Origin of the sequence: Pedobacter cryotolerans, assembly GCF_005116475.1 — a bacterium.
Taxonomy (GTDB): Bacteria; Bacteroidota; Bacteroidia; order Sphingobacteriales; family Sphingobacteriaceae; genus Pedobacter; species Pedobacter cryotolerans.
Genome location: NZ_SWBO01000005.1, coordinates 131,498 through 148,675 on the forward strand (window position 1 = coordinate 131,498; position 17,178 = coordinate 148,675).

General features: G+C 34.1%; 11 protein-coding genes, 1 tRNA gene and 1 pseudogene. 8 read left to right on the plus strand and 5 right to left on the minus strand.

What is annotated here, in order from left to right; translation table 11 throughout:
* The first annotated feature begins 6 nt into the window (after positions 1 to 6).
* Both FA045_RS10635 and FA045_RS10640 read left to right on the plus strand, forming a co-directional pair.
* Entirely contained in the window at positions 7 to 3,189 is a 3,183-nt protein-coding gene (locus FA045_RS10635) for an efflux RND transporter permease subunit (RefSeq protein ID WP_136877057.1), read from the plus strand.
* Between the two features lie 97 nt (positions 3,190 to 3,286).
* Positions 3,287 to 4,696, plus strand: a complete 1,410-nt coding sequence (locus FA045_RS10640; RefSeq protein WP_136877058.1) for an efflux transporter outer membrane subunit — start codon at positions 3,287 to 3,289, stop codon at positions 4,694 to 4,696.
* A gap of 251 nt (positions 4,697 to 4,947) precedes the next feature.
* On the opposite strand, the gene FA045_RS10645 is transcribed toward FA045_RS10640, so the two are convergent.
* Both FA045_RS10645 and FA045_RS10650 read right to left on the minus strand, forming a co-directional pair.
* Positions 4,948 to 6,153 (minus strand): GAF domain-containing sensor histidine kinase, encoded by a 1,206-nt coding sequence (locus FA045_RS10645; protein ID WP_136877059.1) that lies wholly within the window; start codon positions 6,151 to 6,153, stop codon positions 4,948 to 4,950.
* Positions 6,154 to 6,280: 127 nt separating this feature from the next.
* Positions 6,281 to 6,352, minus strand: a tRNA-Arg gene (locus tag FA045_RS10650).
* 185 nt (positions 6,353 to 6,537) lie between these two features.
* Here FA045_RS10650 and mgtE point away from each other — a divergent pair.
* Complete coding sequence (gene mgtE, locus FA045_RS10655; RefSeq protein ID WP_136877060.1) at positions 6,538 to 7,911, plus strand: magnesium transporter; 1,374 nt, start codon at positions 6,538 to 6,540, stop codon at positions 7,909 to 7,911.
* 139 nt (positions 7,912 to 8,050) lie between these two features.
* Positions 8,051 to 8,188: pseudogene (locus FA045_RS10660) on the plus strand (magnesium transporter); the annotation flags it as partial.
* A 421-nt stretch (positions 8,189 to 8,609) separates the two neighbouring features.
* On the opposite strand, the gene ychF reads toward FA045_RS10660, so the two are convergent.
* On the minus strand, positions 8,610 to 9,704 hold the full coding sequence (gene ychF / locus FA045_RS10665) for a redox-regulated ATPase YchF (RefSeq protein WP_136877062.1): 1,095 nt from the start codon (positions 9,702 to 9,704) through the stop codon (positions 8,610 to 8,612).
* A 248-nt stretch (positions 9,705 to 9,952) separates the two neighbouring features.
* Here ychF and FA045_RS10670 point away from each other — a divergent pair, with 248 nt between their 5' ends.
* Positions 9,953 to 10,420: a DUF5362 family protein gene (locus FA045_RS10670; protein WP_136877063.1), complete on the plus strand. Its 468-nt coding sequence runs from the start codon at positions 9,953 to 9,955 to the stop codon at positions 10,418 to 10,420.
* Positions 10,421 to 10,475: 55 nt separating this feature from the next.
* On the opposite strand, the gene FA045_RS10675 is transcribed toward FA045_RS10670, so the two are convergent.
* Positions 10,476 to 10,808 (minus strand): DUF3276 family protein, encoded by a 333-nt coding sequence (locus FA045_RS10675; protein ID WP_136877064.1) that lies wholly within the window; start codon positions 10,806 to 10,808, stop codon positions 10,476 to 10,478.
* A 123-nt stretch (positions 10,809 to 10,931) separates the two neighbouring features.
* A complete protein-coding gene (locus FA045_RS10680; protein WP_136877065.1) occupies positions 10,932 to 12,716 on the minus strand; it encodes an ABC transporter ATP-binding protein in 1,785 nt (594 codons plus the stop codon).
* A 138-nt stretch (positions 12,717 to 12,854) separates the two neighbouring features.
* Between FA045_RS10680 and FA045_RS10685 the strand changes: the two genes are divergently transcribed.
* From FA045_RS10685 to FA045_RS10695, 3 genes are all read left to right on the plus strand, one after another.
* Entirely contained in the window at positions 12,855 to 14,915 is a 2,061-nt protein-coding gene (locus FA045_RS10685; RefSeq protein WP_136877066.1) for a hypothetical protein, read from the plus strand.
* 3 nt (positions 14,916 to 14,918) lie between these two features.
* The gene (locus FA045_RS10690; RefSeq protein WP_136877067.1) at positions 14,919 to 15,533 is read left to right on the plus strand and encodes a hypothetical protein; all 615 of its coding nucleotides are present in this window, start codon (positions 14,919 to 14,921) and stop codon (positions 15,531 to 15,533) included.
* A gap of 534 nt (positions 15,534 to 16,067) precedes the next feature.
* Positions 16,068 to 17,156, plus strand: a complete 1,089-nt coding sequence (locus FA045_RS10695) for a Glu/Leu/Phe/Val family dehydrogenase (protein WP_136877068.1) — start codon at positions 16,068 to 16,070, stop codon at positions 17,154 to 17,156.
* The last annotated feature ends 22 nt before the right edge of the window (positions 17,157 to 17,178 follow it).

The following is a 17,178-nucleotide window of genomic DNA, read 5'->3' on the forward strand; positions in this document are numbered from 1 at the left end:
AAGATAATGTTTAAGATTTTTATACAAAGACCAATACTGGCAACCGTAATTTCCATATTATTGGTAATATTGGGTGTACTTGGTTTAACTAAATTACCGCTCCAACAATTTCCAGATATTGCACCACCATCGGTTTTGGTTACTGCAGTATATCCTGGTGCAAATGCCGAAACTGTTTTACGTTCGGTAGCGCCATCTTTAGAAGAGTCAATTAATGGCGTTGAGAACATGACCTACATGAGTTCAACGGCTAGTAATGACGGCTCATTGGCTATTACAGTTTTCTTTAAATTAGGTACCAATGCAGATCAGGCGGCGGTAAATGTGCAAAACAGAGTTGCTCAGGCCACCAGTCAGTTGCCTGCAGAAGTGGTGCAGCAAGGTGTAACTACCGCAAAACAACAAAATAGCTTTATTATGGCTATTGGCATGTTTACAAAAGACGAAGCAAAATATGATCAAACTTTTGTGGCCAATTATGCACAGATTAATATCATCCCCGAAATAAAAAGGATACCAGGCGTTGGCGCTGCAAGTATTTTTGGTGGTGTAAAAGATTATTCGATGCGTGTTTGGCTAAATCCAACTCAAATGGCAACTTATAAAGTTACCCCTAACGAGGTAATGAAGGCCATTCAGGATAAAAGTTTGGAAGCTGCCCCAGGTAAATTTGGTGAACGTAGTAAAGAAGTTTTTGAATACGTAATCAAATACAAAGGAAAGCTTACTAAGCCCGATGAATATGAGAATATAGCAATCAGATCTAATCCAGATGGTTCTGTTTTACACTTAAAAGATGTGGCCAGAATAGAGTTAGGTGCTTATTCTTACAACAGTTTAACCCGTTTAAACGGACAAAAAGGTGTAGTGATTGGTATTATCCAATTGGCTGGTTCTAACGCAAATGAAATACAGGTTGCCATTAATAAGTTAATGGAAAAAGCTGCTAAAGATTACCCAAAGGGGATTGAACATAACATTTTCTATAGCACAAAAGTAGCTTTAGATCAATCAATAGATCAGGTTATACATACTTTAATTGAAGCATTTTTACTTGTATTTATTGTTGTTTTTATCTTTCTGCAAGATTTTAGGTCAACTCTTATTCCTGCTATTGCGGTGCCAGTAGCTATTTTAGGTACGTTTTTCTTTATGCAACTTTTTGGGTTTTCTATCAATTTATTAACCCTATTTGCATTAATTTTAGCCATAGGTATTGTGGTAGATGATGCCATTGTAGTTGTAGAGGCTGTACATGCCAAAATGGAACATAAGCATTTAGGACCAAAAGCAGCTACACACGAAGCCATGAGTGAAATAACTGGAGCTATTATTTCAATTACTTTAGTAATGGCGGCGGTATTTTTGCCAGTTGGTTTTATGGAGGGCTCAACTGGTTTATTCTATCGCCAGTTTGCATTTACCATGGCCATCGCCATTGTAATATCAGCGGTTAACGCATTAACGCTTAGTCCGGCATTAGCAGCTTTATTTTTAAAAGACAATCATGGTAATGAACAAAATATTGCACATAAAAAGGTAGGTTTTAAAGAGAAATTCTTTAATGGATTTAATAGCAGTTTTAATGCAATGACCAATCGCTATGTAAACAGTTTAAAATTTCTAATAAAAAATAAGTGGTTAAGCTTAGGTGGCTTGGCTTTAATTACTCTTGTTACAGTTTGGATGGTTAGAACTACGGCAACTGGATTTATCCCTACCGAAGATCAAGGATTTATTGCTATTTCGGTTTCTACACCATCAGGTACATCATTAGATGGTACACAAAAAGTAATGACCGAAGCAGAAAATGTTTTGAGTAAACTTGATGCGTCAAGAGATGTAACAGCCATTTCTGGGTTCAATTTGCTTACCAATTCAACAAGTCCATCATCTGCGGTAGTTTTTGTATTGCTTAAACCAATAGAAGAAAGAGGCAAGGTAAAAGACATTGATGAGATAATGAATGAAGTGAGAGCCAAATTGGGTGCCGTTTCTGGTGGAATGTTCTTCGTGTTCAGTTTTCCAACAGTACCAGGTTTTAGTAATGTTGAAGCTTTAGATATGGTTTTGCAAGATAAAACTGGGGGTAAGTTGGATAAGTTTAGCGGTATTTCTCAAAATTTTATAGCAGAGCTGATGAAACAACCTGCTATCGCGGCAGCTTTTACCAGTTTTAAAGCAGATTATCCTCAATTACAATTAGATATAAATGATGAAAAAGCTGATCAATTGGGTGTAAATGTTAAGGATATTTTGCAAACCATGCAAACTTATTTTGGCAGTGCCCAAGCCTCAGATTTTAATCGTTTTGGTAAATATTATAGGGTTGTGGTACAAGCTGATATCCAAGATAGGGCAGATCCATCAGCTATAGATAGGGTTTTTGTGAAAAACAACAAAGGAGAAATGGTGCCATTAAATACCTTGGTTAAGTTAAGTCGAATTTACGGCTCAGAAACGGCATCAAGATATAATTTGTTCAACTCTATTTCTATTAATGCCATTCCGAAACCTGGTTTTAGTTCTGGCGATGCTATTAAAGCAATTGAGGATGTAGCAGCTAAACAATTACCAGCTGGTTATAGTTATGAGTTTTCTGGACAAACCAGAGAAGAAATCTCTTCTGGGGGGCAATCGGCGGTTATCTTTTTATTGTGCGTTGTCTTTATCTACTTTTTATTATCAGCACAATATGAGAGTTATTTATTGCCATTAGCAGTTATTTTCTCTATTCCGGTTGGTGTGTTTGGTGTGTTCTTAGCCATTGGTTTTGCTGGTATAGAAAACAATATTTATGTACAAGTTGCACTTATCATGCTCATTGGCTTATTGGCCAAAAATGCAATTTTAATTATAGAGTTTGCAGTGCAAAGACGCCGAGCCGGACAACCATTAGTAGCAGCGGCCTTAGAAGCAGCTAAATTAAGGTTGCGTCCAATTATCATGACATCACTTGCCTTTATTGTAGGTTTAATTCCGATGACTTTTGCTACAGGTCCATCAGCTCAAGGTAATCACTCTATCAGTATCGGTGCAGCAGGCGGTATGGTTTCGGGTGTAATATTAGGCTTATTTATTATTCCAGTGCTTTTTGTAGTGTTTCAATATCTACAAGAAAAAGTTAGTGGTGGTCAATCAGAAAAAGAAAAACATCATGCTAAAATTTTAACTCCAGATGGAAACTAATCAAAATTTAAAAGCAGAGGAAGCAGGTAAAGTGGATGAATTTTTACCGCTCATTACCGCTTGGTTAAAAAAATGGTAAAATTAAACAGTTATAAAAATGAAAAAAATAATAAATAATGTCTTCGCAATTTTAATATTGATACTTGCGAGTTGTGGCATAACCAAAGATATTGCTACGCCAATAAAAGATGTGCCTATAAATTTTAGAGGCACAGAGGATAACCAAACTTCTAGCATAGGTACATTATCAGTTAAAGATTTTTTTAACAATGCCACTTTGCAGCAATTAATTGATACAGCGCTGTTAAGAAATTTAGATATACAAATTGCCTTGCAAAATATAGAAGCTGCAGATTTAATGTTTAAGAGAGCGAAGTTAGGTCAATTGCCAAGATTAAATTTTCAGGCTTCGGTAAACTCTAACAGACCCTCATCTAATAGTTTAAATGGTTTAAGCACCTCGCAGTTTTTAAATACTAACCATATAGAAGATTTTAACGCAAATTTAGCCTTATCATGGGAAGCTGATATTTGGGGTAAAATTGCCAAGCAAAAAGAAGCTACTTATGCCACTTACCTACAAACGGAAGAGGTTAAAAAAGCAGTACAAACCCGTGTTGTTGCTCAGGTAGCTACAACGTTTTATCAGTTAATTATGCTAGATGCGCAGTTAAAAGTTGCCAATAGTAATGTAGAATTTGCTGCTAATACAGTTAAAATGATTAAAATGCAGTATGATGCGGGGCAGGTAACTTCATTGGCTATACAGCAGGCAGAAGCACAAAAACTACAGGCCAGCCAGCTTATACCTCAAATTTTGCGAGAAATCAGTATTCAAGAAAATGGATTAAGTGCCTTAAGTGGTAAATTTCCATCGGCTGTAGAGCGCTCTCTTATTTTAGCACAAATCAATATTCCAGAACAACTTGCTGTAGGTGTGCCATCAGCTATGCTTAGTATAAGACCAGATGTAAAAAGCGCAGAGCTAGCTTTAAAAATAGCCAATGCAAATGTAGGTGTTGCCAATGCTAAACTTTATCCATCGTTAATTATTTCAGCTTCTGGCGGATTGAATTCTTTTAAAGCTAGCAATTGGTTTAATATACCTGCATCGTTATTTGGTATAGTTGGGGGAGGTATTACTCAGCCTCTTTTAAATAGCAAAGAGCTTAAAACACAGTTTCATATCTCAAAAATAGAGCGAGAAAAGTCTGTAATGTTATTTAGGCAAACTGTTATTGGCGCAGTGGCCGAAGTAGCTAATGAACAAGCAAAAATTATTAACCTTAAAAGTGAATATATCATAGCTCAAAATAGAGTTGCAACTTTACAATTAGCAGTTAAAAACTCCGATTTGCTATTTAAAAGTGGCATGGCAAATTATTTGGAGGTAATTGCCGCACAAGGAAATTTGCTGCAAGGAGAATTGGATTTAACCAGTTTAAAAACCGCACAGCTAAATACCAGTGTATTGTTATATAAAGCTTTGGGAGGTGGATGGCAATAAGCAACTTAAAAAACAAAGCTCTAATTTTATGAGCTTTGTTTTTTACTATTAAAGCGATATAAGAATTGGTTGATTTGAAAATAACCTAATTAATTTAAAGAATGTGAGCGTAGTCGAAGTTTATTATAATGCTTAGAACTAATAGTTAATGCAGGCAAACACTCAATTTTGTTAAAGAATAACTTCAAAAAAATTATTTGACTAAACTCTCATTATAAAATATTTATGTTGATTTTTGATACAGCAATTTTTTAATATTGTGGCAACATTACTTCAAACCTAGTGCCTTCACCTTCAATCGAGGTAATTTCCATTTCACCATTTAAACCGTCAATCAAATGTTTAATCATTTTTAAACCAAAGCCATAACCTTTTTCTCCCTCGGTTCCGTTTGTTGAGGTTTTTGAACCATTCAAAATACTATCAATCATTTCATCGTTAATACCAACACCAGTATCAACAACTGTAATATTTAATGATACTTTTTCATCAATTTCTCTTAAATCTAAGTTTACAATTACATCACCATTTTGGTTGGTAAATTTCATTGCGTTTGAAATTAAGTTACCTACAATTTGCAATACTTTGTTTTTTGCAAATGGAATACATTTTTGCACCTCGTTAATATTTACTACAAAATTAATGTCTTTTAATCTGGCTTGTGGCGTATAAAGTTTGGTAATTTTTTCTTTTAATATCGATAGATTAAAATCATCCTCAGTTATTGGTTTAGAAATTCTTTTTTCAGATAAAATCTCATCTGCTAAATCTAAAACAGATCTTCCGCCTCTATGAATTAAGTTAACCATTTCAAAAATATCGTTCAGCTTAGTGTCATCCTCAACCTGATCTTTAATAATCTGGCTGATTCCAATAATACCTGCCAAAGGACCTCTAGTGTCATGCGCCACCTTTTTACTGGTTTCTTTTTCAGAATGAAGTTTCGTTTTAAGATCTTGCACAACTTTAATTGTATTTAACCTTGTAATGATCTCATTGGCAACAATTTTTAGCATCTCAATTTTTTCAGGAGATAGTTTTTTTAGGTCTTTATCTAAAACGCATAAAGCACCAATATTATGCCCAGAGTTGGTTCTTAATGGCACACCAAAATAATAACGCAAATTAAGCGGACTATCTACATAAGATTTACTTTTAAACCTATTGTCTACCGAAAGATCTTCTACTTCAAATTGCTCTTGCTCTAAAATGGTGTATTGACAAACAGAATCTTCTCTTGCCATTTGATCTATTGCTAAACCGAAATTAGAAATAGACCATTGTGTGTAAGAGTCTATTAAATTTATAAGAGATATATCTGTACCGCAAATTTTAGCAGCAAGGGTGGTGAGATCCTTAAAAGTGCTTTCAAGATTAGAATAATCGATATCAAATTCATATAGATTTAATATCCTATCCATTTCATTGGCTGGAATTGGTGTTATATTTGACGACATTATATAGGGATTGATTAATGCTGAGCTAAATTATTAATTAATAGTTAAACAATAGCATAATAACCAATTAACTTACCGCATAAAAAATAAAGCTTACATTAAATTAATAATGCAAGCTTCATTTTCGTGCTCCCGACGAGATTCGAACTCATATCGATGGTACCGGAAACCATAATTCTATCCATTGAACTACGGGAGCAGGTTGCAAATATAGCTAAATAGCTTTTTAAATAGCTTAAAGAATATAAATTGCTTTTGCTATTAACCTTATATAATAAAAATAGATACGCCTAAATTAAAACAATGAAGGTTTTAATTGGCTTTTTAAAAAGAAAAAGGCACTTTTGCAAAACGATGTAAATACAAATTTAATTGTTTAAGCTTATGGAAGAACTGCTTGTAGATGAAGTGTTGGAATTGTTGGAAAACGATAGTGATAAGCAGTTAAAATTATATTTAAACGAACTAAATATATCTGATGTAGAACATTTAATAGATGAATTGCCGCAATACGCAGTTAAGTTTATCGAAACACTTTCTATTAAAAGAGCGGTAAATGTATTTCGTATTCTCGATTTTCCTACGCAAGAGCGGATCATTAAAAAGTTGCAAAGCAATAAGTTAACCGAAATTGTTAGGCAATTACCACCCGATGATAGAACAGCACTTTTGGGCGAGCTTAAAGGCGATGCTGTAAAAAAGCTCTTAGTTTTATTGCCTGATAATGACAGGATAGAAGCGCTTCATTTACTTGGTTATAAGGAAGATAGCGTTGGCCGAATGATGACGCCAGATTTTATTGCCGTAAAAATTGATTGGACAGTAAGTCGTGTGTTGTCACACATTCGCAGGTATGGCAAAAACTCAGAAACCATTGATGTGGTTTATGTAATTGATAAAGATGGTGTTTTGTTAGATGATATTCGGATCAGAGAAATATTATTAGCCGATCCTGATGTTAAAATTGGTGAATTAACAGATAACAGATTAATTGCTTTAAAAGTAAACGACCCACAAGAAGAAGCAATTAACGTTTTTAAAATGAATAATCGAGTTGCTTTGCCGGTTATCGATGATCAGAATGTATTGTTAGGCATTGTAACAATTGATGATATTTTATGGATTGCCCACGAAGAATACTCAGAGGATATCCAAAAAATGGGGGGTACGCAAGCTTTAGACGAACCATATTTAGATGTACCAGTTTTCGAGCTTTACAAAAAACGCGTAGTTTGGTTAATTGTGCTCTTTTTTGGCGAACTGTTAACCATTGCAGCTATGTCAAATTTCGAGCATGAGATTGCCAAAGTGGTTATTTTAGCCACATTTATTCCCTTAATTATTTCAAGTGGTGGTAACAGCGGTTCGCAAGCGGCAACACTAATTATACAAGCCATGGCACTAGGCGAAGTAACCATAAAAGATTGGTGGAATGTATTAAAACGCGAAATTTTCTCAGGAATTTTTCTTGGCACCACACTTTGCTTACTAAGTTTTAGCGTAATTTTAGTTTGGCATTTGGTGATGCCATCGTTTAGTACGCATTATGTTTTAATCGGTTTGGTTGTTGGCTGTTCTTTAGTTGGTGTGGTGCTTTGGGGTACATTAATGGGTTCTATGTTGCCGCTATTGCTCAAAAAATTAGGCGCCGATCCAGCTGCTTCATCTACACCATTTGTGGCAACTTTAGTAGATGTAACAGGTTTACTTATCTATTTTTCTTTTGCGATGTTGTTTTTAAAAGGAGTTTTGCTGTAATAATCGCTTCGTCCTTTCGAACGAGCTTTCGCGAGGAGAAATCTACAAGTTAATTGCAAAAGCTTACCTTAACGCAGCGAAGATTTGCAACAGATATCTCCTCGCTGCGCTGCGTTCGATATGACGCGAAAAAAGAAAAATACCATTGCTACTTAAAAAATTAGGCACAGATCCTGCGGCTTCATCTACGCCATTTGTGGCAACTTTAGTAGATGTAACAGGTTTACTTATCTATTTTTCTTTTGCGATGTTGTTTTTAAAAGGAGTGTTGCTGTAATAATCGTTTCGTCCTTTCGAACGAGCTTTCGCGAGGAGAAATCTACAAGTTATTGCAAAAGCTTACCTTAATGCAGCAAAGATAGGAAACAGCTTTCTCCTCGCTGCGCTGAGTTCGATACGAAAGGCAAAAATTTACTACTATTTAGGCTAAGCACCTAACAACTGCAAATAGAACCTATAGCCGAAGTGCAATAAACGGGATAGTAGCGAAAATAGATTTTTGTTTTTTCTTAAGCTTTGACAAATTAATAGCAAAATAGAAAGAAAGTTGTCAAAGCTCAAAAACAAAACTATTGTAGCAAATAGCCCGACTATAATTAAAAATAGCTGCTTTCTCTGCTTTTCAAATAAAAAAAAGCCACTTCAATTTAAAGTAGCTTTTGAAATTTTTTGGATTGTATTAAAGTCCCCTTTAGGGGTTATACGTTAAATCTAAAGTGCATAATATCACCATCTTCAACCACATAAGTTTTACCTTCTACACCTAATTTACCAGCTTCTTTACAAGCAGCTTCCGAACTTAGGGTTACAAAATCATTGTATTTAATAACTTCAGCACGAATAAATCCTTTTTCAAAATCGGTATGGATTACACCTGCAGCTTGTGGTGCTGTAAAACCTTTGGTAATGGTCCAAGCTCTAACTTCTTGTACACCAGCTGTAAAGTACGTGTATAAATCTAACAAACGGTAAGCTGCTCTAATTAATTTATTTACACCAGATTCGGTTAAGCCTAAATCGGCTAAAAATTCCTGACGTTCTTCGTAGTTTTCTAATTCAGCAATTTCCGATTCGATTTTAGCCGAAATAACTAAAACCTCAGCGTTTTCTTCTGCAACGCTAGCTTTAACTAAATCAACATATTTATTGCCATCAATAACAGAACCTTCATCAACATTACAAACATACATTACAGGTTTTTGAGTTAGCAAACCTAGGTCTTCAATAAACTCAAAATCATCTTTTTCTACATTTGCAGTACGAATAGATTTACCAGTATCTAAATGCGCTTTAAAAACAGAAAGAATATCAAAAGTTCTTTTGGCTTCTTTATCTGTTTTAGCCATTTTTTCTACTTTTTGGATACGTTTTGTAACCGTATCTAAATCTTTCAATTGTAATTCGGTATCAATAATCTCTTTATCGCGAATTGGATCTACTGAGCCATCAACGTGAATTACATTGCCGTCATCAAAACAACGTAATACATGTATAATTGCACTTGTTGCCCTAATGTTTCCTAAAAATTGGTTGCCTAAGCCTTCGCCTTTTGATGCGCCTTTAACCAAGCCAGCAATATCAACAATTTCGATAGTGTTAGGTTGTACTTTGTTTGGTTTTACCAAATCAGCAAGTTTAGTTAAGCGCTCATCTGGAACCGTAATTACACCAATATTTGGTTCTATAGTACAAAAAGGAAAGTTTGCTGCTTGTGCTTTTGCGTTAGATAAACAGTTAAATAAGGTTGATTTACCAACATTTGGTAGTCCAACTATACCACATTGTAATGCCATTTATATATTTTTATTTAATTCGTATTAATTTTTTGCTTTGCGGTTCGCCTTGCCAATTAAAATGATTTAACTGATGTAGTTTTTCGCTTTAACCTTAATATGCTATTGTTTGGTCTCTCACCTACCATTTTCCACCTCTGCCAAAGGGCGCAAAGATATTAATTTTTACCGCCTTTTTGTATAGTAAAATATAGCTGTATCAATATTAATTATCATTATCTTTACTAAATTGATATAAAGACTTTGAAATGGAAAATAACGAAGAAATACAAGAAGTAAAAAGTGAATTAAATTTAGTAGTTAGCGAAGAAATGCGTAGCTATATTTATGAAATTGCCAAATGGGCCAGCTTTTTAGCTATTGTTGGTTTCGCTTTTGCAGGTATAACTATTATTAGTGCTTTTACAATTGGTGCGGTAATGAACAATAATCCGCAAATGTTAGCTTTGGCTTCAAACATGGGTGCTGCCGCAGGAGCAGTTTTTACTGTAATGTTTTTAATTATTGCGTTTGCTATTTTTTACCCAAGTTTGTTAATGTTTAAATATGCAGCAAAAGCAAAAATTGGAGTTTTGTATGGCGAACAAGCTAGTTTAAACGAAGCAATGGGTAAATTAAAATCGCTATTTAAATATTGGGGGATAATTACAATTGTATATTTAGCTCTTTATGCTTTAATGATTATTGCAACAATTATGGGTAGAGTTGCCGTTTAATTTCAAAAAAAAAACTCCTAATAAAAATTAGAAGTTTTTTTGAATTTATAGTTTCTTAAAAAGAAAAATCGTCTTTATCTGTTTTTGGAGTGTTCGAATATTCTGCGTTTTCAGTATACTCATAACGCTTTTCAACCACTTCTTGATGAGATTTAATATATTCTACAGTTTCAGTAAGGCCTTCTGTAAACTTTTCAAAATCTTCTTTGTATAAAAAGATTTTATGTTTTACAAATACACCATCTTCTAATCTCTTTTTGCTTTCTGTTAGCGTTAGGTAATAATCGCCCGAACGTGTTGCTTTTACATCAAAAAAATAAGTACGCTTACCAGCTCTCACTTTTTTACTAAAAACTTCTTCTCTCTCTTTGTTGTCAAAATCTCCCATTGTTCTGTTGTAGTATAAATTTAAGGTTGGGGTAAATATAAAGCAATAATTATTAATTCAAAATAGATTATGCGATCATTTTCATTTAAGTTAATTTTTTTAAAGTGCTATTGCAACTTGTTGTTAAGCGTTTTCTTCTTCTAATAGCTGATTGTTGAACATTTCTGTATAAGCGCCACCCTTGTTAAGTAATTCATTATGTGTGCCTTTTTCAATAATTTCGCCATTATCTAAAACGATAATTTGATCAGCGTTTTTAATGGTAGAGATACGATGTGCAATTAAAATACTGGTTTTGCCTTTCATTATTGTACCTAAATTGCCTAAAATTTCTTCTTCAGTTTTAGTGTCAACAGCTGATAGACAATCATCGAAGATTAAAATTTTAGGTTCTTTGATCAAGGCTCTTGCAATAGAAACACGCTGTTTTTGTCCGCCAGATAAGGTAATACCTCTTTCACCAAGCATGGTTTCAAACTTTTGGTCAAAATCTACAATATTGTTATAAACTGCTGCGTTTTTTGCTGCGGTTTCAACTTGACCTTCACTAATTTCGCTTAAGCCAAAGGCGATGTTATTTTTGATGGTATCAGAAAAAAGAAAAACTTCTTGCGGTACAAACCCAATCTTACTGCGGTAATTATTTAGGTTGATATTGCGCAACTCCTTGCCATCAATCTCAATTTTTCCCGAATCTGTATCATACATGCGCATTATTAAATTTGCTAAAGTAGATTTTCCTGAACCCGTTCTACCAATAATTGCTACAAATTGACCTTTCTTTATTTCAAAGCTTACGTTTTTTATTGCTTCAATCCCAGTATCTGGATAAGTGAAACTTACATTTTTAAAGCTAATGTTACCTTCAATTTCAGGTTTTTCAACATTGTTGGAAGTGATATCTGGTTGCAGTTTTAAAAATTCATTGATCCGCTTTTGCGATGCCGCCGCTCTTTGTATTAAGGTAGTAACCCAACCTAACATCGTAACCGGAAACGTTAATAAATTGATATAAATGATAAACTCTGCAATGTTACCAGCTGTAATTGTGCCAGCAATTACCTGTTCGCCACCAATATAAATGGTTAAAATTGTACTAATGCCAACTAATAACAGCATAGCTGGATAAAAAAGAGCTTGCACCTTTACTAAACTCATCGAGTTTGTTTTGTACGAATTGCTTTCTTCTTCAAAAACTTCTTGCGTTTGCGCTTCTCTAACGTAAGATTTGATCACCCTAATGCCCGAAAACCGCTCTTGTACAAAACTCGATAATCGCGACAATTGCTCTTGTATTTTTTCGCTTTTTTGATTGATTAATGTATTTACATAATAGACGATCACCACTAAAATTGGTAAAGGCAACAAAGCATAAAAAGCCAATTTTACATTTACCGAAAACATAAAAAATATGGCCGTAAAAAATAAAATGGTGGTATTGGTGGTGTACATAATCGCAGGGCCAACGTACATTCTCACCCTGTTTACATCTTCGGTAGCCCTGTTCATTAAATCGCCAGTATTATTGCGTCTAAAAAATCCTAAACTTAATTTTTGGTAATGTGCGTAAATTTCATTCTTCAAATCGTACTCAATATGGCGAGACATGAGGATAATGGTTTGCCGCATAAAGAATAAAAACAAACCTCTAATCATGTAAATAACCAATATTAGAGCGCCAAAAAAGAAGAGGTTGGTGCTAAAGATGTTGTAGATAACTTCTTGTCTGTCAAAACCATCAAAAAGTTGATAGATGCTAATGTTTTCTGTGATTAAATTAAAAGCATGCCCAACAACTGGCGCTTGCAAAATTTGAAAAATAATAGAGATAATTACAAAAATTAGCCCAGGTATAATTCGCCATTTATATTTATAGAAGTATTTGTTTAAAAAAAATAGATGCTTCATGTTCGGTAAAGTTAGCCAAAAGAGTTTCTTTTTTGGTAATTCTTATTAATTTGTTAAATCGATAAATTAAAATGAATATTATTCTTCATCATATCATAAAATAATTATCTTCAACTTATAAATTAACAAACTCATTTTATGAAAAAAATAACGCTCAAAAACTGCAAGTTTTTAATTTGCATAAGTTTCGTTTGCCTATTTGCGGCACATGCTTGTAAAAAAGACCGAATAATTACACCTTTACCTCAACAAGTTCAACTAATAAAAAAAGAAGCTATCTTAAAGTGGATAGAAGATAATCCCGCGGCAAAAATATTAACTTTAGATTGGAAGCATGCAAAACAAACAATAGTAAATGGCAATAAAATAGTCCGAGTGCCTACGTTAAATATTGTAAATGATTTAGCGGCTTCTACCTTAAATAATAACTTAATATTAGGTTCAGATAAAAGTAATGGTTCTAAATCTAATAATCCGTCTTCGGCCAACAAAATTAAAAACCCATATTTCTTTAATTCTCACCCGCCTGAACTATTTTTTGTTCAGCGTGGTGTCAGCGACAAGATTAAGGGAGCATTGCTTAATTTCGTTCCGACAGACCCTAAAATGGATTTCGGAGAAAGCGGCAAATGGACAGGGAAACTTTATAGTTGGAACTTAAGTTCTGATACACTTTGGGTTCAGGACTTAAAAAAAAGCAAATTATTAGATAGGTATGGACTAAAGTATTTATCTAATAATGAAGCTAGCGTTTTATCTAAATCTACAAATAGAAGCAAAGTTGGCTCAGTAAACAATACAGTAAGTTGCTGTTTTTTTGAATGGTTGGCTACAAAATTAGGTAATTTAATTGGCTGGTTGGGTGATGTTTTAGGTTTACCTACTAATAACTTTATAAGTGAATTTGGTGGTGGTTTAAGAATAGATTGGGGTTCTGTTTGGGCACCAGGTACAGATCCAATGAGCATTGAACCCCTCACTGATGAGGGTGTAACAGGCAGTTATCTTTACGGATTTGGTCCATCATTTGATTTTGAGAATTTTCCGTCTGGCGGTCCAAATGCTGGTGGTTCTGCATTTTTACCATATTCATTGTTGTATCTCATCCAGAATATGCCTTATCTAAGTGATCAAGATAAAAACTGGTTTGGGCAAAGAACTTACATAACTGAAAAATTTGCCAAATATCTGCAAGAAAATGGTAATATAAATCAGAATTTTGAGTTGCTAATGTGGGCTAAAGTTTATATAGACAACCATCCGATTTATGATATTGGTATGGAAGGAGCCATGGAAAAATTGTTTTTAATCAAGAACTTAGGTTTGTCTCCAGAGCAGGATGTTTTGATACACGCTTATACTGATTTTTCAGTTACTTTAGCAGCATATTTAAAGACTAATCAATTAACACAGGAAAATATTGATTTTGGAAAATGGGCTGTTGAGTATTTAGATGGTAATAGGAACTTAAATACTAATAACTTTTTTACTGAGTTTTTCCCAACTGGCCCCGAAATAATTGCAGACCCTGATGCTAATAACTGGACTGACCCTGATAATGAGGTATTAACAGATCTAGACCAGACCGTTTACCAAGAATATCAAGACAATCAACCTTGGCCGACAGTTAAAAGAGATGACATAATTCCGTTTGAGAAATTTGTGCCTATAAGAAATAAGCTTGATTCTTATGGTAACCCAATTATAGGGTATGGTGGTAGGCCAATAACAGTTAACTGTCTTATTCTTGCCAAAGAGCAACTTGGAAAGGCAGGATATACTGCTTCTGGTTGGTTGCCGGGTTCGCAGACATTTTCAATCTACAAGGAATCTACAGGGGTTAATTTATCAAGAACAAAGGAAGCAATAAGTTACATGATAGCTGCACTTTCTCAAAAAATACCTGTTCTCATTGGAGTTGATAATAGACCAGGTACACCGTCCTTATCAAATTTGGACAACTCAACCGATCATTTTGTTGTGGTTGTGGGTATGGGAACAGATGCAACTGGTAAGTATTTTCAGTTTGTAGATAATGCTACAAAAGATCGTGCGACAGGTGCCAGTTGGAGCAACAGACTTTACTACAATACAACAACTGGAAAAATTACAGGAAAAACTGCTATTGAAGGTTATAGAAACTTGCCCAATATGCGTGATTATACTATTACACAAGTAAGGAAAAGTATAAAAAAATGATATATGAAAAAAATAATATTAGTGATTGTTTATAGTTTGTTATTTAATTATTGCCAAGCACAAAATAACAAAACAAATCCCGAGCATAAAAAAATTAAATCAACAATTGTTGGTTTTTTAAAATGGTACAAAGGAAATGAAGCTAAAAGTATAGCCAATGCTTATGATACTATTATTAAACATCGTTCAATCATAGTTTGGGAAGATTTAGATAGCCTAATAAGACCTAATATAGATATGATTGCAGTTCAAGGCTATTTGGATTGGTTAAAGTCCAGTAATCACGTGAGTGATTCATTCTTAAATGCTTTAGATAACTATCATCAAAAAATTGCTGATGAAGTAAAAACATATAAATCATTTCCAAAAAGCACAGGTATTTTTTCCATACCTGGACTCAATCTTGATGTTATTTTTGGATTTGAGCCAGAGGAGACTTTAGAATATATTGATAAAGGCGTCTTTACAAAAATAAGAGTCGTGGGTTACCATGCACTAGTGCAATTTGATATTCCAAACCACGAACATCGTATTTTTTTTCTTTCTAAAACAAACAATAAATGGTTAATTGATAGAATTGAATTTAATCATGAATATTATGACCTATTAATGAAGTAAAATAAATTTTCTAGCTATTAATTGTTAGGCTTGAGAAGATGTATAAAGAAGCATTTTCTGATCCTATGTATTATGTATATCTAGCCCACGCATTTGTTGGTACAATATTTCAGAAATGGCAAAGATATTGGTAGATTTAGATTTCATAACCTTGCTCTTCGAGATGTTCTGAAAGGCATCCCGAAGTAACTTATAAAGTGGATTTGAAATCCACGCTATTTAAAAATTCAAGATGCGCTTCGCTTAACATCTCGAACAGCTTGCTGATAGATTGTAATGTTTTCGGTGATTAAATTAAAGGCATGCCCAACAACTGGCGCTTGCAAAATTTGGAAAATAATAGAGATAATCACGAAAATTAGCCCAGGTATAATTCGCCATTTATATTTATAGAAGTATTTGTTTAAAAAAAATAGATGCTTCATGTTCGGTAAAGTTAGCCAAAAGAGTTTCTTTTTTTTATTTATCCTACAAAAACAATTCAAATAACCGTTTTTTTATCTTAATTTTGCGCTATCAATTCAACAATTTGGTATGTCTGGTAATAGTTCTGTAGTAACTTCTGTTTTAGACCAATTAAGTGCATCTGGCCACAAAAAAGTGGTTTTTTGTAATGATCCCGATACCGGATTAAAAGCCATTATTGCTATTCACGATACTACATTAGGTCCGGCTTTGGGCGGCACACGTATGTTTAACTACAATTCGGAAGCAGAAGCTTTAGAAGATGTGTTGCGTTTATCAAAAGCGATGACTTACAAAGCTGCCATAACCGGCTTAAATTTAGGTGGTGGTAAAGCAGTAATCATTGGCGATTCGAGAAAGATCAAAACTGAAGCTTTAATGCGCAGTTATGGTCGTTTCATTAAAAACCTAAACGGCGAATTTATTACTGCAGAAGACATGGGTACTACCACACGTGATATGGAATATATCCGTATGGAAACCGAATATGTTACAGGTGTGCCCGAATCCATTGGTGGAGGCGGAAATCCTGCTCCGGTAACTGCGAAAGGTGTATTTTTAGGTATAAAAGCCTGTGTTAAAGAAGCCTTTGGTACCGATATGTTGGCGGGAAAATCTGTTGTGGTACAAGGAATTGGAAATGTAGGCGAGAATTTAGTAGAGCTATTGAGACAAGAAAATGTTGAAGTTTACATTAGCGATATCAATGAAGAACGTTTGCACGAGGTTGCTCGTAAATACAAAGCAAAGCCTATAAGTGCCGATAAAATTTTTACCATCGGTGCCGATATTTATGCGCCATGTGCTTTGGGAGCTACATTAAACGATAAAACCATCAAAAACATGAAGTTTGCCATTATTGCTGGCTCTGCAAATAATCAATTGGCAGATGAGCAAGTGCATGGACAATTATTGTTAGATAAAGGTATTTTATATGCACCAGATTACTTGATCAATGCAGGTGGATTAATCAATTGTTATTCGGAATTAACTGGTTTCGGTAAAAAACGTACCATGCAGTTAACCGAAAATATTTATGAGGCAACTCGCGAAGTAATTAAACTATCAAAAACAGAAAATATACCAACAAATTTAGCCGCTAGTCGCATTGCGGAAAAAAGAATTAGCGATATCAAAAAAATCAAATCATCATATTAATAAACAATAAAGGTAAAATTTA

Coding starts and splice junctions, on each gene's coding strand:
- FA045_RS10635 (WP_136877057.1), top strand. CDS start 7: ATGTTTAAGATTTTTATACAAAGACCAATACTGGCAACCGTAATTTCC.
- FA045_RS10640 (WP_136877058.1), top strand. CDS start 3,287: ATGAAAAAAATAATAAATAATGTCTTCGCAATTTTAATATTGATACTT.
- FA045_RS10645 (WP_136877059.1), bottom strand. CDS start 6,153: ATGTCGTCAAATATAACACCAATTCCAGCCAATGAAATGGATAGGATA.
- mgtE (WP_136877060.1), top strand. CDS start 6,538: ATGGAAGAACTGCTTGTAGATGAAGTGTTGGAATTGTTGGAAAACGAT.
- ychF (WP_136877062.1), bottom strand. CDS start 9,704: ATGGCATTACAATGTGGTATAGTTGGACTACCAAATGTTGGTAAATCA.
- FA045_RS10670 (WP_136877063.1), top strand. CDS start 9,953: ATGGAAAATAACGAAGAAATACAAGAAGTAAAAAGTGAATTAAATTTA.
- FA045_RS10675 (WP_136877064.1), bottom strand. CDS start 10,808: ATGGGAGATTTTGACAACAAAGAGAGAGAAGAAGTTTTTAGTAAAAAA.
- FA045_RS10680 (WP_136877065.1), bottom strand. CDS start 12,716: ATGAAGCATCTATTTTTTTTAAACAAATACTTCTATAAATATAAATGG.
- FA045_RS10685 (WP_136877066.1), top strand. CDS start 12,855: ATGAAAAAAATAACGCTCAAAAACTGCAAGTTTTTAATTTGCATAAGT.
- FA045_RS10690 (WP_136877067.1), top strand. CDS start 14,919: ATGAAAAAAATAATATTAGTGATTGTTTATAGTTTGTTATTTAATTAT.
- FA045_RS10695 (WP_136877068.1), top strand. CDS start 16,068: ATGTCTGGTAATAGTTCTGTAGTAACTTCTGTTTTAGACCAATTAAGT.